At 62.5% G+C, this 21156-nt stretch carries 21 protein-coding genes and 1 other RNA gene; 11 read left to right on the top strand and 11 right to left on the bottom strand.

The genetic code is table 11. The annotated features are described in order from the left end of the window. Positions 1-129: 129 nt before the first annotated feature. From ACCO56_RS30925 to ACCO56_RS30955, 7 genes are all read right to left on the bottom strand, one after another. A complete protein-coding gene (locus ACCO56_RS30925) occupies positions 130-1620 on the bottom strand; it encodes a DegQ family serine endoprotease (RefSeq protein WP_433644803.1) in 1491 nt (496 codons plus the stop codon). A 168-nt stretch (positions 1621-1788) separates the two neighbouring features. Beyond that, complete coding sequence (locus ACCO56_RS30930) at positions 1789-1974, bottom strand: DUF2065 domain-containing protein (protein WP_433644804.1); 186 nt, start codon at positions 1972-1974, stop codon at positions 1789-1791. A gap of 10 nt (positions 1975-1984) precedes the next feature. Then, positions 1985-2944 carry a protease modulator HflC gene (gene hflC / locus ACCO56_RS30935; RefSeq protein ID WP_433644805.1) on the bottom strand — a complete coding sequence of 320 codons (960 nt, stop codon included), beginning with the start codon at positions 2942-2944 and terminating at the stop codon, positions 1985-1987. Beyond that, positions 2944-4032 carry an FtsH protease activity modulator HflK gene (hflK, locus tag ACCO56_RS30940; protein ID WP_433644806.1) on the bottom strand — a complete coding sequence of 363 codons (1089 nt, stop codon included), beginning with the start codon at positions 4030-4032 and terminating at the stop codon, positions 2944-2946. The genes hflC and hflK overlap by 1 nt, the downstream gene beginning before the upstream one ends. 144 nt (positions 4033-4176) lie before the next feature. Next, positions 4177-4698 (bottom strand): dihydrofolate reductase, encoded by a 522-nt coding sequence (locus ACCO56_RS30945; protein WP_433644807.1) that lies wholly within the window; start codon positions 4696-4698, stop codon positions 4177-4179. 13 nt (positions 4699-4711) lie between these two features. Then, positions 4712-5743, bottom strand: a complete 1032-nt coding sequence (locus ACCO56_RS30950) for a DUF4424 domain-containing protein (RefSeq protein WP_433644808.1) — start codon at positions 5741-5743, stop codon at positions 4712-4714. A gap of 64 nt (positions 5744-5807) precedes the next feature. Beyond that, positions 5808-6602: a thymidylate synthase gene (locus ACCO56_RS30955; protein WP_433644809.1), complete on the bottom strand. Its 795-nt coding sequence runs from the start codon at positions 6600-6602 to the stop codon at positions 5808-5810. Positions 6603-6790: 188 nt separating this feature from the next. Between ACCO56_RS30955 and ACCO56_RS30960 the strand changes: the two genes are divergently transcribed. From ACCO56_RS30960 to ACCO56_RS30975, 4 genes are all read left to right on the top strand, one after another. Next, positions 6791-7369 carry a peroxidase-related enzyme gene (locus ACCO56_RS30960; protein ID WP_433644810.1) on the top strand — a complete coding sequence of 193 codons (579 nt, stop codon included), beginning with the start codon at positions 6791-6793 and terminating at the stop codon, positions 7367-7369. A 141-nt stretch (positions 7370-7510) separates the two neighbouring features. Further along, the gene (locus ACCO56_RS30965; RefSeq protein ID WP_433644811.1) at positions 7511-7702 is read left to right on the top strand and encodes a hypothetical protein; all 192 of its coding nucleotides are present in this window, start codon (positions 7511-7513) and stop codon (positions 7700-7702) included. A gap of 54 nt (positions 7703-7756) precedes the next feature. Continuing rightward, positions 7757-8112, top strand: a transfer-messenger RNA (tmRNA) gene (gene ssrA, locus ACCO56_RS30970). A gap of 122 nt (positions 8113-8234) precedes the next feature. Next, entirely contained in the window at positions 8235-8786 is a 552-nt protein-coding gene (locus ACCO56_RS30975; RefSeq protein WP_433644812.1) for an AAA family ATPase, read from the top strand. A 57-nt stretch (positions 8787-8843) separates the two neighbouring features. Here ACCO56_RS30975 and ACCO56_RS30980 read toward each other — a convergent pair whose 3' ends face one another. Then, positions 8844-10049: a multidrug effflux MFS transporter gene (locus tag ACCO56_RS30980; protein WP_433644813.1), complete on the bottom strand. Its 1206-nt coding sequence runs from the start codon at positions 10047-10049 to the stop codon at positions 8844-8846. 156 nt (positions 10050-10205) lie between these two features. Between ACCO56_RS30980 and ACCO56_RS30985 the strand changes: the two genes are divergently transcribed. The 6 genes from ACCO56_RS30985 (at position 10206) to ACCO56_RS31010 (ending at position 14272) form a co-directional block, all read left to right on the top strand. Continuing rightward, positions 10206-10898, top strand: coding sequence for a TetR/AcrR family transcriptional regulator (locus tag ACCO56_RS30985; protein ID WP_433644814.1), 693 nt, complete (start codon positions 10206-10208; stop codon positions 10896-10898). Between the two features lie 89 nt (positions 10899-10987). Continuing rightward, a complete protein-coding gene (locus ACCO56_RS30990) occupies positions 10988-11536 on the top strand; it encodes an SspB family protein (protein ID WP_433644815.1) in 549 nt (182 codons plus the stop codon). Positions 11537-11553: 17 nt separating this feature from the next. Beyond that, positions 11554-11751, top strand: coding sequence for a DUF4169 family protein (locus ACCO56_RS30995; protein WP_433644816.1), 198 nt, complete (start codon positions 11554-11556; stop codon positions 11749-11751). Continuing rightward, positions 11748-11963 (top strand): ribbon-helix-helix domain-containing protein, encoded by a 216-nt coding sequence (locus tag ACCO56_RS31000; protein ID WP_433644817.1) that lies wholly within the window; start codon positions 11748-11750, stop codon positions 11961-11963. The genes ACCO56_RS30995 and ACCO56_RS31000 overlap by 4 nt, the downstream gene beginning before the upstream one ends. A 390-nt stretch (positions 11964-12353) precedes the next feature. Further along, positions 12354-13928, top strand: a complete 1575-nt coding sequence (locus ACCO56_RS31005) for an FAD-dependent oxidoreductase (RefSeq protein WP_433644818.1) — start codon at positions 12354-12356, stop codon at positions 13926-13928. 47 nt (positions 13929-13975) lie between these two features. After that, complete coding sequence (locus ACCO56_RS31010; RefSeq protein ID WP_433644819.1) at positions 13976-14272, top strand: hypothetical protein; 297 nt, start codon at positions 13976-13978, stop codon at positions 14270-14272. Between the two features lie 68 nt (positions 14273-14340). Here ACCO56_RS31010 and ACCO56_RS31015 read toward each other — a convergent pair whose 3' ends face one another. Beyond that, the gene (locus ACCO56_RS31015) at positions 14341-18201 is read right to left on the bottom strand and encodes an AsmA family protein (RefSeq protein WP_433644820.1); all 3861 of its coding nucleotides are present in this window, start codon (positions 18199-18201) and stop codon (positions 14341-14343) included. 218 nt (positions 18202-18419) lie between these two features. Here ACCO56_RS31015 and ACCO56_RS31020 point away from each other — a divergent pair, with 218 nt between their 5' ends. Then, positions 18420-19040: a YdeI/OmpD-associated family protein gene (locus ACCO56_RS31020; protein ID WP_433644821.1), complete on the top strand. Its 621-nt coding sequence runs from the start codon at positions 18420-18422 to the stop codon at positions 19038-19040. A 42-nt stretch (positions 19041-19082) separates the two neighbouring features. Here the strand turns inward: ACCO56_RS31020 and ACCO56_RS31025 are convergent, their stop codons facing one another. Together ACCO56_RS31025 and ACCO56_RS31030 are read right to left on the bottom strand one after the other, a co-directional pair. Continuing rightward, positions 19083-19604: a hypothetical protein gene (locus tag ACCO56_RS31025; protein ID WP_433644822.1), complete on the bottom strand. Its 522-nt coding sequence runs from the start codon at positions 19602-19604 to the stop codon at positions 19083-19085. A 92-nt stretch (positions 19605-19696) separates the two neighbouring features. Continuing rightward, positions 19697-21112 carry an FAD-binding oxidoreductase gene (locus ACCO56_RS31030; protein WP_433644823.1) on the bottom strand — a complete coding sequence of 472 codons (1416 nt, stop codon included), beginning with the start codon at positions 21110-21112 and terminating at the stop codon, positions 19697-19699. Positions 21113-21156: the final 44 nt, after the last annotated feature.

Consider the following 21156-nt stretch of genomic DNA (forward strand, 5'->3'; position numbering starts at 1 on the left):
ACAAGGGGAGAAGGGAATCCCTGCCGCAACGCCGATGTCAATTTGCGATTGCCAGGAGCGGTCATGCCAAACTTCTCCCCTTGTGGGAGAAGGTGGCCCGAAGGGCCGGATGAGAGGTTTTCCTCGCGCTCAATCCATCCGAATGGTCACGAAGCGCAGCTCGCCGCTCTTCGAGGCGAGCATCAGAAGCGCATTCTTGCGTCCCTGCTCCTTCAGCGACTTGATGCGATCAAGTACCTGCTGAGGCGAGGAGACCGATTCCTGGGCAATTTCGGTGATCACCTCTCCCGCCACGATGCCGCGCTCGGCCGCAGCGGAGCCTGGGGCCACCTCCGTAACGACGACGCCCGACACGTCCGGAGCGATCTCGAAATTCGAGCGCGCGTCGTCATTGAGCTCGGCGATTTTCATGCCGAGAACATCGGTGGAAGTAAGAGCCGTGTCGGAAGGCTTGCCTTGCTCGGTCTCGGCCAGCTTCTCGCCGTCTTCGAGGCGCCCGAGTGTCACCTTCACGGTCTGCTCGACGCCCTTGCGCACGATGACCACGTCGACCGCCTTGCCCACGGGGGTCTCCGCGACGACCCGCGGCAGATCGCGCATGTCGTTCACGTCGCGCCCGTCGAACTTGGTGATGACGTCGCCCGGCTGAACCACGCCATTGTCGACAGGGCCGCCCTTGATGACGCCTGCGACCAGGGCGCCCTTCGCCGACTTCATGCCGAGACTTTCGGCGATCTCGTCGGTGACGGGCTGGATACGAACGCCGAGCCAGCCTCGGCGCGTTTCGCCGAATTGACGGAGCTGATCGATGACACCGACCGCCAGCCTGGACGGGATCGAGAAGCCGAGACCGATCGAACCGCCCGTCGGTGAAATGATCGCCGTGTTGATGCCGACGACCTCACCCTCCATATTGAATAGCGGCCCGCCGGAATTACCCCGGTTGATCGCCGCATCGGTCTGGATGAAATCGTCGTAGGGGCCGGTATTGATGTCCCGATCGCGCGCCGAGACGATGCCCAGCGTCACCGTTCCCCCGAGGCCGAAGGGGTTGCCGATCGCCATCACCCAGTCGCCGATGCGCATCTTGTCCGAATCGCCAAAATTGACCGCCTTGAGCTTCTTGAGCTTGGGATCGACCTTCAACACCGCGAGATCGGTCTTGGTGTCCTTGCCGACGAGTTCGGCCTTGAGTTTCGAGCCGTCGGAAAAGTTGACCTCGATCTCGTCGGCATCGGCGATAACGTGATTGTTCGTGACCACGATGCCCTGATCGGCGTCGACGACGAAACCGGAGCCTAGCGACTGGACTTTCCGCGGGCCCTGGTCCTGGCCCTGCCGGTTGTTGAAATAGTCGTCGAAGAACTCCTGGAAGGGTGAGCCTTCCGGGACCTCCGGCATCGGCACGGCGCCTTCGCCTTCCGAGCCTTTGACCGTCTGCGACGTCGAAATGTTCACCACGGCCTCGACCAAGCCCTCGGCGAGGTCGGCCACTGATTCGGGGCCGCGCGCATGGGCGACGCCCACGGATGAAGGCACGGCGGCGGCACCTACCAGCAATGCAGCGGCAGCGGCCACCATTGTCTTGCGCAGTCCGGGCGCAAGCGGATTTCGGTTCATGGAGGCCTCCCGGTTTGGCGTGGAGAAATGACTCGGCCCCTTCGCGGGGCCGAAATCATCATGATAAAAAATAGGGCGTGTTTGGGGCCTTGGCTATCGCGAAAGGATAAATCCTGCGTTAGCGAAGGGTGTTCGATGCTCCAGCATCCAGTCCGGTGGCGACATGCTTTAGCCGCGTACCAGCCAGACGATCCCCACGCCGGCCGCGATCGCGACGAGCCCGCCCATTCTCAGGACGTTCTCCGGTGTCGCCAGCACTTCCGCCGCCAACTTCCGGGCAAGTCCAGGAAAGCCGCCATAGACCAGTCCCTCGACGACGAGGACCAGGCCTATCGCGGCCAGGAAGTCCGCCATGGATTGCCACCTATCGGTTGGCGCCGGTGGTCTGCCCGTCGGTGCTGGCGGTGGACGGCGTTCCGTTCGTCGCCGGGGCGCCGGGCTGCGTGTTGCCCTGGGCGTTCCCGAAGAAACGGAAGAACTCCGAATTGGGCGACAGCACCATGGTCGTGTCGTTCGGGTTCAGCGCTTGAATATAGGCATTCATCGAGCGGTAGAATTCGAAGAATTCCGGGTCGCGCTGGAAGGCTCCGGCGAAGATGGCGTTGCGCTCGGCCTCGCCCTGGCCTCGCAGAATTTCCGATTCCCTGCGAGCCTCGGCGACGATTTCCACCACTTCGCGGTCGGCGCGAGCACGAATACGCTGCGCCGCCTCGCGGCCACGCGCCCTCAGCCTTTCCGCCTCAGCGAGGCGTTCGGCCTTCATGCGCTCGAAGGTCTGCTGGGAAACCTCGGCCGTCAGGTCGGTCCGGCGGATGCGGACATCCTCCACCTCGAGGCCGAGCGAGGTCGCATCGGGCCGAAGCTGGTCACGAACCTCACGCATCATGGAGGCCCGCTCCTCCGACAGCGCCGCCTCGAAGCCGCGCAAACCATAGACCCGGCGCAGGGCGGCATCGAGACGCGTCCTCAGGCGCTGCTCCGCGAGCAGGACCTGGCCGGACACGGCCGCGCGGAACCGCCGGGGATCGGAGATGCGGTAGGCGACAAACGCATCGACCTCGTAGAACTTGCCGCCGGAAACCTGGACGCGGATATTGTCCAGATCGAAGCGCATCACACGGTCCTCGATGATCTGGACGTTGTCGGCCTCGAAGAAGCCGAACGGTGCCTTGAAGTAGATGCCAGGCTCGCTTTTCACGTCGACGATCTCGCCGAAACGCAGCACGATGGCCTGCTGGCGCTCGTTGACGACGAAGATCGACGAATAGGCAAGGAACAGGATAACGGCGACGATGATGCCGATGACGGGAAGACGGTTCGACATCACTTATTTTCTCCCGTCGCGCGCTTCTGCAGTTCGGGCAACGGCAGATAGGGTATCACCCCCTGACCGTTGCTCTCGTCGACGATCACCTTGTTGGATCCTTTCAGCACTTCTTCCATGGTCTCCAGGAACAGACGCTTGCGTGTCACGTCCGGAGCCTTGGCGTATTCGTCGTAGACGGAGATGAAGCGTTGCGCCTCGCCTTGCGCCTCCTGCACGATGCGGTTCTTGTAGGCCGCCGCCTCTTCCCGGATCTGCGCGGCGTTACCGCGCGCCATGCCGAGCTGTTCGTTGGAATAGCGGTTGGATTCTTCGACGAACTTGTCTTCGTCCTGTTCGGCACGCTGCACTTCGTCGAAAGCGTCGGCCACTTCCCTGGGCGGCGCCGCGTCCTCGATGGAGATGGCGTTTATGTTGAGACCCGCGCCATATGAGTCGAGCGTGGTCTGCACGATCTCCCGGACGTTCTCGGCGATGCCCTGGCGGTCGTCGCGGAAAATATCCTGGGCCGGCCGGCGGCCGACGGACTCGCGCATGGCGCTCTCGCCGACCTGGCGGACCATGTCGTCAGGATCGGCTACGTTGAACAGATAGGCCTCTGGATCGGCGACCTGGTAGGCGATCGAAAACTTCACATCGACGATGTTCTGGTCGCCCGACAGCATCAATCCGGAGGTGCCGGAGCCACGGGGATCGCCGATATTGATCAGTTTCTCCGCGGTGTTGGCCTTCTCTACCGTCTCGATCGGCCACCAGTGGAAGTGCAGGCCTGGCTCGGAGAGTTCTTCCTTGGGCTTGCCAAAGCGCAGTTCGACGGCGAGTTCGTCAGGCTGGACGGTATAGATCGACTGGAAGAGCCACAGCGCGACCAGCCCTATGCCGATCAATCCCAGCAAGGCAGGGCTCATTCCTCCGCCGCCCGGCAATGCTCGCTTCAATCGATCCTGCCCACGGCGGATGATGTCTTCGAGATCAGGCGGCGAACCTTGCGGGCCACTCGGTCCGCGGGGGCCCTGCCCCCATGGGCCGCCACTGTTGCCGCCGCCCCACGGGCCGCCGCCACCGCCGCTCTGATTATTCCAGGGCATGAAAGTCCTTTCGGTCTCGAAACACTGGACGCTGTTACCGAGCGCCCGAATTCCTCAGCCTTCTATAGGGGTGCGCCACGCCGCTTTCAACGGAACGACAATACGCGCGTTAAGATTCCACTTCAAATGTATGAAGCTTCTCACTCAATGCACGCTTTCTCGCCTGTCGTAAACGGCATAGCGTGTCGCATGGCTGTCCTTTTCCCCGGCCGGATGGTCTTCCGAATGCACCTTCGTCCAGATCATCGGATCGATCGGCGGGAAAGTGGTGTCGCCGTCGACATCGGCCAGCACATGCGTCACGTAGAGCCTGTCGGCAAGCGGCATGGCCTGCCGGTATATCTCGCCTCCCCCAAGGATGCAGATTTCGTCGCATCCCGGCAAGTGGCGAGCCCGCTCATCGGCAACGGTGAGCGCTTCGGCGAGAGAGCCGACCACTTCGGCTCCTTCGGCCTCGAAATCCCGGTTTCGCGTCACAACGATATTGACGCGCCCCGGCAGCGGACGACGGGGAAAGCTGAGCCAGGTTTTCCGCCCCATCACGATAGGCTTGCCCATCGTATGGGCCTTGAAGCGCTTCAAGTCGCTGGATAATCGCCAAGGGAGCCCGTTGTCACGCCCGATAACGCCGTTTGCTGCAATGGCGACATAGAGGGCAATTCTCATTCTCGCGCTTCCGTTACTGCCGCTGCGCGCCGGGGGCCTGGGGCTCTTCGCTCGGCGGCACAAGTATCAGGATTTCCAGATCCTTCTCGGGATAGAAGTCGCTGGCTGTCATCTCGAAGGTGGTTGGTCCGGTTTTCACGACGTTGCGGCCGCAGAAACTGACGAGATTTCGCGGGCTCCCTTTGTCCACAGTCAGCTTGAACTTGCCAATGGTGCCCGTCGCCCAATTGCCACCTGTGGTCAATATGTAAGAGATCCGGTTCTCGGAAAGGGCTGGATAACCGCCGGGCGCGCCCTTGGCCGACTTCAGAACAGCGGCTTCAAAGTTCCTGTCGAAACAATATTTTAACCTGTACTGTTCGTAGCTGTCGCCTTTCAACCGACCCTCTTCTACGAAACCGACGCCGACCGATCCGCCGACGCTCGGCTTGTAGCGATGGGTGACATGAACCGCACCCCCGGCCGGAAAGACCGACCGCCACCAATAGGTCGACTTCAGTTGCCAATAGGGCGTGTGCACCCGCTTCCAGCCGGTTCCGTCGTCATACTCGTCGATGACCAGCATGCCGCGCTCCCGCCACTGGTCGGCGACATCCTGCGGCAACGCGGCAAGAGCCGCCAGCACCGCGTCGCCGAAGGGATAAAGCGGCACGTTGCGGGCCTTCAACTCGTCCGTCACGTCAAGTCCGACCGAAAAGGCGCGTTGCTCGAGTGCAGGCACCACCGCCTTGCCGTCCACAGTCACCGTGAAGTCCAGGAAATTGTCTCGACTCTCGTCGGGTATGGCCGGAACCGAGAAGGGATTGCCGGCCAGATCCGGCATCGGAAAGGCCACGATCGTCTCGACATCCTCGTCCGAGCTATTGCGAAAGACGTAGTCGACCTCGACCCGGTCGGCCGAGATGAACAGGTCCTCGCTTTCCATCGAGATGATGTCGCTGCGCGACAGGATGAGCCCGTTCGTGCCGAGCTCGGCAATTGAATCGTTGGCGCGAGCCTGAGACGCCCCACAGAGAACCAGAGCGCTCACGAGGAAGCGAAACATGTTTCCTCCCTTGCACGGCCGGGTATCGCCGGTGGGCGTCGGTGTAGCGCGCCGGCTGATTTCATCAGACTGCGATCGGAGCGCGGATCGAGGGGTCGGCCACGTAGTTCTCCAGCCGGAAATCCTCGTATCGGAAAGCGAAAAGGTCCGTAATCGCGGGATTGATCCACAGCGTTGGCAAGGGCTTCGGCGACCGCGCCAATTGCTCCCGGGCCTGATCGAAATGATTGTGGTAGAGATGGGCATCGCCCAGCGTATGAATGAACTCGCCCGGCTCCAACCCGGTCACCTGCGCGATCATCATCGTAAGCAGCGCATAGGATGCTATGTTGAACGGCACGCCCAGAAAGATGTCGGCCGAACGCTGATACAGCTGACAGGAAAGCCGGCCCTCCGAGACATAGAACTGGAAAAGGCAGTGGCAGGGCGGCAGGGCCATCGCCTCGACCTCGGCGGGGTTCCAGGCCGAGACGATCAGGCGTCGGGAATTCGGATTCTTGCGGATCTGCAGGAGGAGGCTGGCGATCTGGTCGATCGAGCGGCCGTCGGGCGCGGGCCAGGACCGCCACTGCGCGCCGTAGACCGGGCCGAGGTCGCCATTCTCGTCGGCCCACTCGTCCCAGATGGTGACTCCGTTGTCGTTCAGATATTTGATGTTCGTGTCACCGGCCAGAAACCACAACAGTTCGTGAATGATCGACTTCAGATGCAGCTTCTTGGTCGTCGTTACGGGAAAGCCGCGGCGCAGTTCGAAACGCATCTGGTAGCCGAACACAGAGCGCGTGCCCGTGCCCGTGCGGTCCCCCCGATCGACACCGGTTTCGAGAACGTGCTGGAGGAGGTCGAGGTACTGGCGCATGGTCGTGCTTCGATTCGCTTGGTCGGCCGATCTTAGCGGAGGAAACAAGCAAGGACCATGGCGGGTGGCCGTGTCTCCCCTCGCAGGAGACCGCAGGAGCGGGAGAGGAAGGGCGACAAGAAGCTGTCTCATGGCGTCGAACCAAGCTACGCTTGCAGAGCGTCCAAGCCTCATCGGAGTTCCATCTCATGCCTACCCCTGAACAGGCCCCAATCAGCCGCTTCCCCGTCCCCGCATTATCGGAGATTCCGTCGGACATTCGCGACCGGCTGCTCGCCGTGCAGGAGAAATCCGGTTTCATACCCAACGTCTTCCTGATTCTCGCTCGCAGGCCCGAGGAGTTCCGCGCCTTCTTCGCCTACCATGACGCCCTGATGGACAAGCAGGGAAACCTCACCAAGGCCGAGCGCGAGATGATCGTGGTCGCAACCAGCAATGCCAACCAGTGCCAGTATTGCGTCATTGCCCACGGCGCCATCCTGCGCATCCGGGCGAAGAACCCTCTAATCGCAGACCAGGTCGCCATCAATTACCGGAAAGCAGACATTACGGCGCGCCAGAAGGCCATGCTGGATTTCGCGATGAAGGTCGCCTTTGAAGCATACGCGGTCGGCGAGGACGATTTCGCCACGCTGAGGGAACATGACTTTGACCAAGAGGATGCCTGGGACATTGCCGCGATCGCGGCATTCTTCGGAATGTCCAATCGCATCGCAAATGTAGGAAACATGCGCCCGAACGACGAATTCTACACTCTCGGCCGCTGACGGCTCCCCCATTCAGCGCTTACATCGCCTGGTATGAGGAGGCAAGCAATGTCACGGCTGCGCCTCTTCATATCTTCATACCGGCCATCCGGGAACGGAGCCTTTGCCGGCGCGTTCTACACCTGACTGGAGGATGCAGGCATGGCCAACGAGAAGACAGAGAAAAAGAGCAAACGCTCCGGGCTGTTGGAACGAGGGCAAGAGCTCGAAGTCCAACATCTGGCGGAAACGACGGACCTCTCGCCCAAACAGGCAAAAACGCTGCTGCGGCGTCATGGTAACGACTGGACCAAGATCAAGGAAGAAGCCGAGAACTACAAGGCAGAAAGCTGATCGAAGCGGCTGGGCCAGCCGTGTGATTTTTTGCGGTGCACAGGCTTCGTTCCGGGTCTTCCAATTTCAATGCGGCATACTTATATTCGGCCCGTCAGCTTGACTGACTATGGCGATAAACGGCCGATGAAATAAGCCATTCGGACCCGGGGGCGGTACCCGGCGCCTCCACCAAAAACCGCCTGATAGGGCGGCTTTTGATGGGGGCGAAATAGGATCGACGAGGGTGTAAAGATCGGACTTTTGCCCGGCATTGTACCACCGTTATCGGGCTAACCTTATAGTTGCCAACGACAACTATGCGGAAGCACGTCTCGCTGCTTAATGCGGTGCGATAGCTTCAATCAAAGCCCTAGGCCGTCGCAGGTCTAGGCGGGGTTCGGAGGCACCTGGCAACAGAAGCCTCCACTTCTCCCCCTTCCACCATGTTCAGTCTCGGACCGCAGTCGCTTCGCGCTGCGCGATCGGCATTTGCCGTTCGCGGGCCGTTGCGACCATGTCCGTGCGCCATCCCAACCGAGGACCATTTTCGATGCCCAACGACCACCAGCGTTTCTTCGTCCTGACCGGCGGCCCAGGCTCCGGCAAAAGCACGCTGATTGCAGCGCTCGGCGATGCAGGCTTTGCCGGCTCGACCGAAGCTGGGCGCGCCATCATCAAAGACCAGGTCCTGATCGGCGGCCCTGCCCTCCCCTGGGAAAACCCGGCACTCTTCTCGGAGATGATGCTGTCCTGGGAGATGCGCTCCTACGGAATTGCCGCCAGGAACGAGGGCAACCATTTCTTCGACCGCGGCGTTCCCGACATTATCGGCTATATGAGGCTTTCCGGCCTCGAGGTGCCGGCCCATGTGCAGACGGCCGCGCGGCGTTGCCTCTATAATCGGAAGGTTTTCCTGTTGCCGCCCTGGCCGGAGATCTTCGCCCAGGACAGCGAGCGCAAGCAGACGCTGGAGGAAGCCAAGCGGACATTCGATGCGGTGGCGCAGGCTTACGCCGACTGCGATTACGAGCTTATCGAGGTGCCGCGCGCGGACATTGAGGAACGGCGTCGTTTCGTGCTCGAAACCGCTGGGCTGGCCTGATGGCAGACGGGCGAGCAACGACGCTGAGTTGCTCGCCCATCGCTCGAAGCGTCGCGCCTATTCCGCCGGGGTCCTCACCGCCACAGGGACGCGGGCGAGCGTCGCCTGTGTCAGCACGAAGGCGATCACAGCGGCGATGGCGATGCCCGCCACCATCGGCAGGGTGGTGCCGTCGAAGAATATCCCGACGACGGCCATGGCGGCCGCGCCCGTAGCGAATTGCAACGTGCCCATCAAAGCAGAGGCCGTGCCGGCGATCGCGCCATGGTCCTCCAGCGCCAATACGGCGGTTGTCGGGATCACGAGACCGAGAAAGCCGTAGCCGACGAAAAGCAGCCCCGCCAGCACGTCCAGCCGGTCCACGCCGGTGACGGTCAAGCCGAAGAGCACGACCATCGTCGTCGTGTATCCCGTCACAGCCAAGCGAACGACCCGCCTCAGTCCGAAACGATCGGCGAGGATGCCGGTCAGTTGGGACATTCCGATGAAGGCCACCGCGTTGACCGAGAAGGCGATGCTGTATTGCGCCGGCGTCAGGCCGTAACGATCGATCAGGATAAAGGACGAACTGGCCAGATAGACGAAGAAGCTGGAAATGCCGAAGGCGCCGATGAAGGTCAGGCCAAGGAAGTTGCGGTCGCTCATCAGGAATCGATAGCCCGCCAGTGCTCCGCCGATACTGCTTTCCAGCCGGGCCGACGCCGGACGTGTTTCCTTCAAAGTAAGGGCGAGCATGACAATGGCGACGAGCGCCGCACCGGTAACGAACCAGAAGACGGCGCGCCAGCCGAACGTCTCGATGACGATGCTGCCGCCCAGCGGCGCCAGGATGGGCGAGACGCTGAAGACGAGCATCAGCAGCGACATGAGACGGGCCGCTTCGTTGCCGGTATGGAGATCGCGCACGATGGCGCGCGGCACCACCATGCCGGCCGCCGCACCCAAGCCTTGCACGAAGCGGGCGACGATCAGCCATTCGATGGTGGGCGCCAGCGCCGAACCGACGCCGCCGAGTGCGAAGAGCAAGAGACTCAGATAAAGAGGCGCCTTCCGCCCGAACATGTCGGAAAGCGGTCCCACGAAGATCTGGGCGAGCCCCATGGACAGGAAGAAAGCGAGCAGGCTCAACTGAACGGCGCTGGTGGTCGCGCCGAGATCCACGCCGATGGATGGAAGCGCCGGCAGATACATGTCGATGGCAAAGGGGCCGATGGCCGACAAAAGGCCGAGCACAACCGCGAGGCGGAGGAATCGTGGGGACATGGTGTGGGTTCTTTCGGATCGTGTCGCCGGCTGGGGCTACCGGCCGGAATTCACCTCCACCACCCGTCCGCTCCTCCGCCAGCCGGATTTGTAGAGTTAGATCAACATTTTTAGACATGGTTGTCCAAATCGTCAATCAGGCGTATATAGATTTCCATGGTTTCCGTCATCTCTCCTGACATTGTCGGCCCGCCGCGCAGCCATTCCGCCAAACGCGAGTCCATCATCGAGGCCGCTGCGAGAGTCTTTTGCCAGGAGGGGTTCGGCGGCTCGAACATCGATCTGATTGCTGCCGAAGCGGGTGTTTCCCGGCAGACCGTATACAACCACCATGGTGACAAGGAGAAGCTGTTCACCGCAGTGGTCAAGGAAGTGACGGACCGCACCAATGTCAGCGTTTTCGAGACGCTGGCCACCTTTCCCGACCATCCCCAGGACCTCCATGCCGAACTGACCGCCTTCGGCGTGCGGTTCAACAAGAACTGCCTGTGCAACCGCGACGGCCTGTTCCTGCGCAAGCTGCTCCAGAGCGAAGGCGAGCGTTGCCCCGAGCTCTTCGCGACGTGGCGGGAGAATGGTCCGGGCAGGATCTTGGCCGCCCTTGCAGCCCGTTTCGCCCGCCTCGCCCATGCCGGCTTCCTCGAGATCGACGATCCGGACCTTGCGGCGCGGCAATTTCTGGCGCTCAACAATGCCGACCTTCAGATGTCCTTCACCTTTGGAGACAAACCTTCGGAGGAAGACCTGCAAAAGGCTTCTTCCAATGCGGTGACCACCTTCCTGCGCGCTTTCGGCCGCAAGCAGCAACCCGAGGGCAAAAGCGGGAATCCTGCAGGCCCGCGGGGCTGAACTCTCCGAAAGCTAGCGCTATATCCGGTTTACGGCAGCCTTGCGCTTGATTACAGGTAGGCGGTTCGATTCATGGAAGCCGGGTGACGATGGCCGAAGACCATATCCGCTACGATATTCTTGCCCAGGAGGCGCTGCGCGGTGTGATGCGCAAAGTCCTGGCGGAGGTCGCGCGTACCGGTCTCCCCGGCAATCACCATTTCTTCATCACCTTCCTGACCGGGGCGCCCGGCGTGCGCATTTCCTCCCGGCTGCGCGAGCGCTACCCCGAGCAGATGACGATCGTGCTCCAGTTCCAATATTGGGACTTGAAGGTAAGCGAGACGGGGTTCGAGGTCGGCCTTTCCTTTTCCGACATCCCGGAAAAGCTCGAGATACCTTTTTCCGCGGTTCGCGGCTTTTATGATCCCTCGGTCAATTTCGAGCTGGAGTTCGACGTGAAGCCCGAACTTCTGCCGAGACCTGCGGCGGAGGAGGAAGAGGCTGCGACGAAGGCGCCCGAGCCGGCGAAGGCGGCCTCGCCGAAGAAGTCCGAATCCCGCAAGAAAGAAGCCGGCAAGGCTGCGGAGACGGAACAGGCGGAGACAACGACAAAGAGCGCCGACGTCGTGTCGCTCGACGCATTCCGCAAGAAGTAGCGCTGGGGTAGCGAACGATGGCCGAGATCGTCAATCTCCGCCAGGCCCGCAAGAAAAAGGCACGCGCCGAGAAAGAGCGGATAGCCGAGCAAAACCGCGCCATTCACGGCCGTTCGAAAGCCGAGCGTCGGCATGCGCAAACGCTTGCCGAGAAGGCGACAGCCTTTGTCGAAGGTCACCGTCGTGACGGTGGGGACGACGGTTCGGAACGGTGAGCCTCGTCCGCAAGCGATCCGTCACCATCCGCGGCCATCGCACCAGCTATTCGCTCGAGCAGCCTTTTTACGACGAGCTGACGGCGATTGCCGCTGCGCGTGGAATGACGCTCGCCGCGCTCGTGGCGGAAGTCGATGCTCTGCGACCGCGCGACGCCAATCTTTCTTCGGCGCTGCGCATCCATGTGCTCGAATGGGCGAAGCGGCGATAGATCGTCAACGGGCGTCAGGGGCGTCAGCGCCATTCTGCAAGATCCGAAGACGAGGCGCCTTCGATCAACTATCATAAATATTGCATGCAACTGGCGATTAAATTCGTTTGCATACCATACGAATTCCCAGGAAACTGCAGCGTGGATAGTGACTGCCGGGCCGAAGCAACCAAGCTACAACGGCTCCAGACGAGAGGTGCCGAGGACCTGAAGGCACGCTAGGCAGGTTTGTGCGGCTTCGCCCAGCCTTGCCCGGTTAGCCTCTCCAATTGCCGCAGGTTCTTGTCGGAAACCGTGGGGCACCTCCCGAAACCTGTATAGCCGGGCGGCAGGCCCGACGGGTTCCTGCTTCTTTATCGGAAGGCGGTTTTGAATCGCCGAGGAGAAAGGATGTCCGAAGATCATAGCAAGGCGAACGGGCCGGATCTGACTAGGGGAATTGCGCTCGCCGAAATTTCCGGGGATGGCAAGTTGGTCGGCCATTGCGGAGATGAACAGGTGCTGCTGGTACGCCGCGGGTCCGAGGTGTTTGCCGTCGGCGCGACATGCACACATTACGGCGGGCCGCTTGCAGACGGCCTTGTCGTCGGCGACACGGTTCGCTGCCCTTGGCATCACGCGTGCTTCGATCTGCGCACGGGTGAGGCGCTGCGCCCGCCCGCCTTCAATTCGCTCGCGTGCTGGTCGGTGGAACAGCGAGAAGGAAAGATATTCGTTGGGGAGAAGCTCAAACGTCCTGAGCCGAAGAGGCGCCCTCCTTCGGCTGGCCGTCCTGAGAAAGTCGTCATAATCGGCGGCGGCGCCGCCGGCTTCGCCGCGGCCGAGATGCTGAGACGCGAGCAATTTCAAGGCAGCATCGTCATGCTCAGCGACGACGAAGCTCCGCCCGTTGACCGCCCCAATCTCTCCAAGGACTACCTCGCGGGCAAGGCGCCGGAGGATTGGGTTCCACTCCGCAAAGAGAGCTTCTATTCGAGGAACGGCATCGATCTGCGTCTCAAGACGAGCGTCGGACACATCGATAGGCGTTCTGGTGAGGTCGCCCTGACCGATGGGACCCAGATTCCTTACGACAGGCTGTTGCTGGCGACAGGAGCCGAGCCCGTTCGGCTGACTGTTCCCGGCGCAGACCAACCGCACGTTCATGTACTGCGTTCGCTCGCAGATTGCAGGGCGATTATCGAACGCGCCACGACAGCGCGTCGCGCCGTGGTATTGGGCGCCAGCTTCATCGGTCTGGAGGTCGCCGCGGCCCTACGAGCCCGTGAGATAGAAGTCCATGTCGTGGCGCCCGAGAAACGGCCCATGGAACGTATCCTGGGTCCGCAAATGGGGGACTTCCTCCGCGGCCTCCATGAGGAGAACGGTGTCGTTTTCCATCTCGGCGAGAGCGCGAGCAGTATCGAGGGCAGGAAGCTGAAACTCGGCAGCGGCGGCACCTTGGCGGCCGATTTCGTCGTTGCCGGCATCGGTGTACGGCCCCGGACCGGGCTTGCAGAAACCGCGGGCCTGACCCTTGACCGCGGTGTCGCCGTGAACGCCTTTCTTGAAACAAGCGTGCCGGGGATTTTCGCGGCGGGCGATATCGCGCGGTGGCCCGATCCTTACAGTGGCGAGAACATTCGGGTCGAGCATTGGGTGGTTGCCGAGAGGCAAGGGCGAACCGCGGCGCTCAATATGCTGGGGCATGGCGTGAAGTTCGCCGACGTGCCGTTTTTCTGGAGCCAGCACTATGACATCCCGATCAATTATGTGGGCCATGCCGAGCAATGGGACGAAATCGCGATAGACGGCGATATTGCCGCCAAAGATTGCCTGCTGCGTTTCAAGCGCAACGGACAAACGTTGGCGGTCGCCTCGATTTTCCGGGATGTGGAAAGCCTTGAGGCCGAGGTGGCCATGGAGCAGGAAAGCGCTGCTGGCGAAGCTCGCCGGACTGAGGTCTCGCGAAAACCTGCCCAATAAACAGCGGTGGAGCAGATCTGCCAGCCAAGATCGAAAGGAGCCGACCAATGCCCCCTGTGCATCAGGAACTCGACATAAACAGCGATGTTCGTACTGTTGCGCGCGCCCAAAATTATTCGACGATCGTCAAGTTCATCAATGAGATCGCCGGGAAAGAGCCAGACGAGACGCCGACTTCGGTGGAAATCTTCGCGAACGGCTCCAACTGGTACTGCCAAGTTCGCCGGGGAGACAAAAAAACACGGCCGTTGGGACCGTATTCCAAGCAGCAGGCGGAGCGGATCCGAGACGCTCGCAGAAAACTGATCGCAACGAAAGGCACTTCCCGACTCTTATTCGAGTAGTAGCCAAATCAACCGAGTAGCCTCGTCGCTTTTAACAATGCGCGTTCGACCATGCCACCGGACCGATCCTACTGGGTCTCCTCCAGGGACCGCAGGAAGGTGTCGATCGAGGACGGGTCGAAACGTTGGCCCACCCCACTATCGCCGGGGGCCGGCAAGGGCGCGCGTTCCACTTCAGGCTTGCGGGCTTCGGCTTCGGCGCGCGCACGCTCCCGCTCGACCAGCCTGATGGCTTCCGCGGCTCTCTCCTCGAAGGCCCTCTGGCGCGCTTCCTCCTCTGCTTTCGCCTTGGCTTCGGCAACGGCCTTGGCCTTCGCTTCAGCCTCGGCCCGTGCCTTGGCTTCCGCTGCGGCTCTAGCCTCTGTCTCGGCTTTCGCCCTCTCCTGCTCGGCCCGATGCCGCGCTTCCTCGGCGCCCCGCCGCTGCTCTTCGACGAGCCGATCGCGTTCCGCCTGGAGAGCGGCGTAATAGCGGACTTCGCGCCGCAGGCGCTGCCGCTCCAGAAGCGCGGCCTGCATGGCTTCGACACGCGCCTGTTCGATCTCCAGGGCGCGCTGAGTCAGGAACTGGGTCAGCGGCTCCGTGTCGAAATGCTTCCGCGTCGCGCCGAGCGGCCCTTCCACGGAATAGCGTATGGCGGGCTCGGAGCCGGCGAGCGCCTCGTTGCCCGCTGCGTAAGCGATTTCGCCAGCCACCGCCACGACTCCACTGTTGAGGTCGGCCTTGAGTTCGGCCGTCAACTTGGCCGCCGGTGCCGTCAGCGTCAGCGGCGGCGCCCTCAGCACGCCGCCCGCCACGGTGAATGCAGCCTCGCCGCTCGCGGCCGCGAACGTCCCATCGCCGATAATGGCCGGAGCGAAGGCCTCGACTTTGCCGGCGTCGATATCCCGCCCCACCGCATCGGCTCTCGCAAGCAGCGACGGGAAGGCATTCGGATTGATGCCAGGAACGCTCGTCCCTCCGAAGACGACCGAGCCCGAGCCGGAGAGCGCCGCCACCATGGCCTCCGCCGACTTGCCGCTCGCCGACAGGCTGGCGGCGACATCGCCATGCCCGGTGATACCGCTCCCTTCGAGCAACACGCCGAGATCGGCGCCAGCGAGCTTCAATTGGCCGGAAAAGAGGCCTGTACCGCCATTGTTCTTCAGTTCCGCGAGGCCGGTCAGCGTGCCGCCGAAGGCCGAGCCCTGGAAGTCGGAAATGTGCAGCCCCTCGCCATCGAGGCGCATCGCGGCCGTTACGTTCTCGGCCGTGCCGAATGTGCCGGCTGCGATCGAGCCGGCGGAGAGTTCGAGATCGGCGCTGAAGGGCGCCGCCCCCCTGTTCCTGAAAGGCGTGTCGGGCCAGTTCCCTTCGCCTTGGAGGGACTCCTCACCCAGCACCATCGCCGCGACCGGCCACAGATCGAGCGTTTCAATCGTGAGGGCCCCGGCAAGATGGGGCACACCATCTTTCATCGTGGCATTGACGTCCCCGCCGAGCCGCGCCTCGCCAACCGAACCGTTCAGGCCGGAAAGCGCGAGCGATCCTTCGCCGAAGGATGCATCCGCGGCAAGGGCAATGGGAAGGCCGAGCCCCATGCCGGGCATGGCCATGCCGCTCGTCATCAGCCAAGGCTCGATATCATCGGCATCGAGCGCCACCTTCCCCTCGCCTTCCAGAAGACCTTCCGCTTGTCGGAGCGTTCCGGAGTAGGAGGCCGTGAGATGTTCGGCGGTGAATTCGAGCGCCGCATCGAGTCCTCCGCCCAGCGTTCCCTTGGCCGTAAGCTTGGTGTCTGCCGACCCGACGGCGCCGAGCGGCAGGACAGGCAGCCCGTAGAGCGCCATCAGCGCTTCGGCATTCTCATTCGCGGCCGAGAAGGAAATCGAAATCGGAGTGGCGGGATCGAGCGGCGCACTTCCGGAGCCCGACAGGGAAAATGTGCTGGCGCCAGCAGTTCCGTTCGCGTTGATGATCAGGCCGGACGTGGCGTCGGCGCTTCCGACGACATCGATGCGGGTGTCCTCGAACAGGCCAGCATAAGCTTCCGCCCGCGTCGCCAGGGCGGCCAGCAGCGCATTGTCCGGAAATTGTTTCGCAAAGCGTTTGGCGAGCGGCGCAAGATCGACCGCGACGATCGAAGCATCGAGCTTGCCCGATGGTTTCTCCGGCAGGTCGCGCAACGTTCCCGTGGCGCTGACGGTGGCGCCTTCCAATCCGCCGATCGACAGACGGTCGATCTCGATCTGGCTGCCGCGCAGGCGCAGCGACGTGTCGACCGTTTCCGCCTCCAGCCCCGCCACGGAGACGGGACCGGCCTTGACCGAGAGATCGAGGTCGCGCTGGGCGAGTTGCGTCATGCCCTGGCCGCTGACAAAGAGGGAGGCGAAGGCCGTCAGGCCGTCGACGTCGAGTGCGTCTCCGTCGAGCTTGATCGCCATGGTCGGGTTGGCATCGGCAGGATGTCGGCTGTCCACCGCGCCGTTGAATTTCGCGTTGCCGAGGACGAGTTCGAGATCGTCGAAGAATTGGCGTTGCCGGGTCAGGTCGACTTTCGCCTTGAAGCCGGCAGCGGGCAAACGGCGAATCGCGTCGTCGACATCGCGCGACAGCCATGCCGCGAATCCGGAGGGCTGGCCGACCGCCAGCAGGAGCGATCCCTGAAAGCCCAGTCCGTCCTGCGTGCGCAGAAGCCCGTTTGCTTCGAGCGTCGTGCGGCCCGGAAGCGTCGCGGCAAGCGACTTCATGTTCCAGCCTTCCGCAGCCGGCTCGGCCGAAATGATGACGTCGCGCACGGTCGTATCCCCGGCGACCACCGCGGGCAACCTGACATCCACCGATCCGGGGATGGTCGGCTTGGGAAGGTCGGCGAGCACCTGCTCCAGCGCGGCGAGCCGGCTTTCGAGCGTGAGGGCGCTCACCTTTTCGGCCTCGGCGACATTCTCGTCGAAGCGCAATTGCGCACCATCCGCCTGAATCGCAAAATGCGGTTCGGCGCCCAGTTCAATGATGCCGCTTCCGTCCGCCGTATAAGGATTGTCGAGAGGTCCGGTCTCGAATCGGAGTGTCTGGAATTCGAGCCGGCGATGGTCGAGCGCGAACTTGCCGTTCAGCCGATAAGGAGAAGGCGCACCCGCCACCGGCACGCCCTGCCGCGGCTCCTGTCCGGACGAGGGTTTGGCCGCGCCCCGCGGCTCGTTCCTGCCGGCTGCCCTTGCGTCGACCCGGAAGCTGCCGGCATAGAGGCCCGCCCCATCCTTCAGCCGAATGTCGCCATCGGCTTCAATGGCCAAGGGATAGACGGCAGGATCCGCCTTGATGCGCAGCCGCAGCGTCCCGGTCTCGTCGACCCTTCCCGTCGAAACCGTGACGGCGGTGTCCATCCCATCGAGGCGAAGCGTTCCGTCGGCACGCCAGGGGCCGGCCACCGAGCGTGCCGAAACTTCGGCGTTGATCTTCGAAAGCACATGATCGCGCCCGCCGAAACCGTGGCGGATCGTCACTTGACCGTCGGTTACCGTCAGCTTCTCCAGTGCGATCTGCGTGGCGTCGAATGGCGAGGAAGGCCGCACGGCCCAGTCTATCGCGCCATTTTCGCCGATGCCGATCGTCATCCGCGGACGCACCAGGCGCATGTCGAAGATCAGGAATTCGCCCTGCATGAACGGGGCGAGCTCGGCATCCATGGAGAAGGTCTCGACCGTCATGGCCGGCTCGCCGGCCGGTCCGCCAGCTACGGAGATGTCGGAAAAGGAGACGGACGGGAATGGCAGCAGCCGGGCACTCACATCGCCCCGCACGGTGACCTTGCGGCCGAGCATGGCGCTCGCCTCGCGCTCGAAACTCGCCCGGTAAGACGTCCAGTTGATAAAATACGGCCCTACCAGCGCCAGGGTGAGCGCCAGGACGACAAGGCCGCCGATAAACACAAAAAGTCGCGCCAGCACCTTCTCTCGCTATCGCCTGCCGCGTGAACCGTGGAACCCCAGGACGGGATTACACTCTAACCCCATCGGCATGTCGATAAAGAGGCAATTTCGGCGCATGCCCAGTTCCCTGCACCATCAATCCGGATGTGTGGCGTGGCGGTTTCGAGGCCGCGCCGAGGTTTAGCTTGACATTCTGGATGCGGCCAAAGTTACAAAGGGATTTTTGGGCGAAGCAGGTGATCACCGAAATCGAAGACTACTTCACGAAAGGCTGCGGGCGCTGCGAGCGTTTTGACACACCAGATTGCTCGACGCGGCAATGGACTGATGGCCTGAACGAACTTCGCCGAATCTGCCTCGGTTCAGGGCTGGTTGAGACGGTGAAATGGGCGCACCCGTGTTATATGCATAAGGGTCGCAATATCGTGATAATCGGCGCCCTTCGCGGCGACTTCCGCCTAAGTTTTTTCAATGCGGCACTGATGAAGGACCCCGAAGGCGTGCTCGAGAAGCAGGGGCCGAATACGCGGCATCCCGACATGATCCGTTTTGTGGATAATGCACAAGTGGCGAAGTTGGAGCCGATCATCCTTTCCTATTTGGACGAGGCGATGGGTTATGCGGAGGCGGGCATCAAGCCGCCGAAAGAGGAAAGCGAAATCGAACTGCCTGATGAGTTGATCGAGGCGCTGGATTCCGATCCTGAACTTGCAGAAGCTTTTCACGATCTGACGCCAGGGCGGCGGAAAAGCTATGCGATCATCCTCAACTCGTTGAAGAAATCCGAAACGCGAACGTCCCGCATCGCCAAACTCCGCGGCAACATCCTCGCGGGAAAAGGCGCAACCGAGCGGTGAATCGATAGCTCGGGCTTCCGCAATATGGCGTGTGGGCAGGCGTCAGACTGCGTCGCGCTTGGCCTGCGCCACCTTCCCGGCCTTGCGCTGCCGACCCGCCTCCATGGGCCGCACCAGGTTTTTCGCCTTCTCATTCGCCACCGCGCGCATGCCTTGATGCGCGTGGCGGGTATTGAAGTCAGTCCCGTTCCTCGACGCCGTCTCTTTCATGGCCAGGGCCCTGCGCGCATTCTCGGCCAGTTCCATCTGGGCCGCCAGTTGCCGCCGTCGTTCGACCTCGCCATTGGTGCGCCGCATCGCCATCGCGAGCACCGCGAGCTTGAGCTGCGACCCACCGTCCGCCTTGGAGGGGGTGGCCCCTCGCGCCTTTCCCTTGCCACGCATTTCGCGCCGCCGCTGATGGGCGATGGTCTGGGCCTTGTCGCGCCGTTCCCGCAGATGTTTGACCAGGCCTGTCAGGTCCTTGTCCGACAGGTTCTGGATTTCGGGCTGGTGCGACTTGTCGACGAGCTCGCGTTCGTCGGCGTCCAGCGCACGTGCTTCCTCCTTGCGGGAAATCGCCATCTTGTCCTCCCGATCCTATCGCCGGCAGTCGAAGCCGGCAGCTCACTCACGAGAGTTTCCGGCTAAAAGCCGGAAGGGTCAAGGCGAGCGGGTCAGGCCAGCATCGCGAAGATCTTGCCCGGGTTCATAATGTCGTCGGGATCGAGCGCACGCTTGATGCTGCGCATGATGTCGACGCCGTGCCCATGCTCGCGTTCGAGATAGGGCATCTTGCCCTGGCCGATGCCGTGCTCGCCGGTGCACGTGCCCTCCATCGCGATCGCCCGCATGTTGAGCCGCGAGACGAAGGCTTCGGCCTGGGCGATCTCGCCGGGATCGTTCACATCCATCAGCACCAGAACGTGGAAATTGCCGTCGCCCACATGTCCGACGATCGGCGCGATCAATCCCGAGGCGGCGATGTCGGCCTCCGTCTCGGCGATGCATTCGGCAAGCCTGGAGATCGGCACGCAGACATCCGTCGACAACCCCTTGGCGCCTGGCCTCAACGTGAGGGAAGACCAATAGGCGTCGTGCCGCGCTTTCCAAAGCTTGGCCCGCTCTTCCGCGACGCTGGTCCACAGGAACGGCCCGCCCCCGTATTCGGCGGCAATTTCGCCGAAGCTCCCGGCCTGCTCCGCGACCCCGGCGTCGCTGCCGTGGAACTCGACGAAAAGACAGGGGCTCTCCGGATAATCGAGCTTCGAATAGGCCTTCATCGCCCGCATCTGCAGTGCGTTGACCACTTCGATCCGCGCCACCGGTATGCCCATCTGGATGGTCGTGATCACCGCCTTGCAGGCATCCTCCACGCTCGGGAACGGGCACACCCCTCCGGATACCGCTTGGGGAATGCCGTAGAGCTTGAGAGTGAGCGAAGTGATGACGCCGAGCGTGCCTTCGGACCCGACGATCAGACGTGTCAGGTCGTAGCCGGCGGACGATTTCTTCGCGCGGCCGCCGGTCGTCACCACACTTCCGTCAGCCATCACCGCGGTCAGGCCGAGCACGTTCTCGCGCATCGTGCCGTAGCGCACCGCGTTGGTGCCCGAGGCACGCGTAGCCGCCATGCCGCCCAGCGTGGCGTTGGCGCCCGGGTCTATCGGGAAGAACAGTCCGGTGTCGCGCAGATGCTGGTTGAGCGCCTCGCGCGTCACACCCGGTTCGACGATGCAGTCGAGATCCTCGGCATTGACGGCAAGGATACGGTTCAGCCCCGAAGTGTCGATCGAAATGCCGCCGCCCGGCGCATTGACGTGGCCTTCGAGAGACGTGCCCACTCCAAAGGGGATGACTGGAACCCGATGGTCGGCACAGGCGCACACGATGTCCTGGACCTCTTCAACCGATTGGGGAAAGGCAACGCCGTCCGGCGCCTGGGTCGGAATATAGGTCGTGGTATGGCCGTGCTGTTCGCGCAGCGACTTGCCGGTCTGGAAACGGTCTCCCAGACGCTGCTTGAGGATGCCGAGCACGGTCTCGATCCCCGCCTCGTTGCGTGCGACTGTGGTCAGGTCGCTCAGGGCCATGATTCCTCCGCGATTGGACCATCGACGGTCCGAGTGTCTATTTA

This window comes from Mesorhizobium sp. 1B3 (genome assembly GCF_050958605.1).
In the GTDB taxonomy this organism is placed as follows: domain Bacteria; phylum Pseudomonadota; class Alphaproteobacteria; order Rhizobiales; family Rhizobiaceae.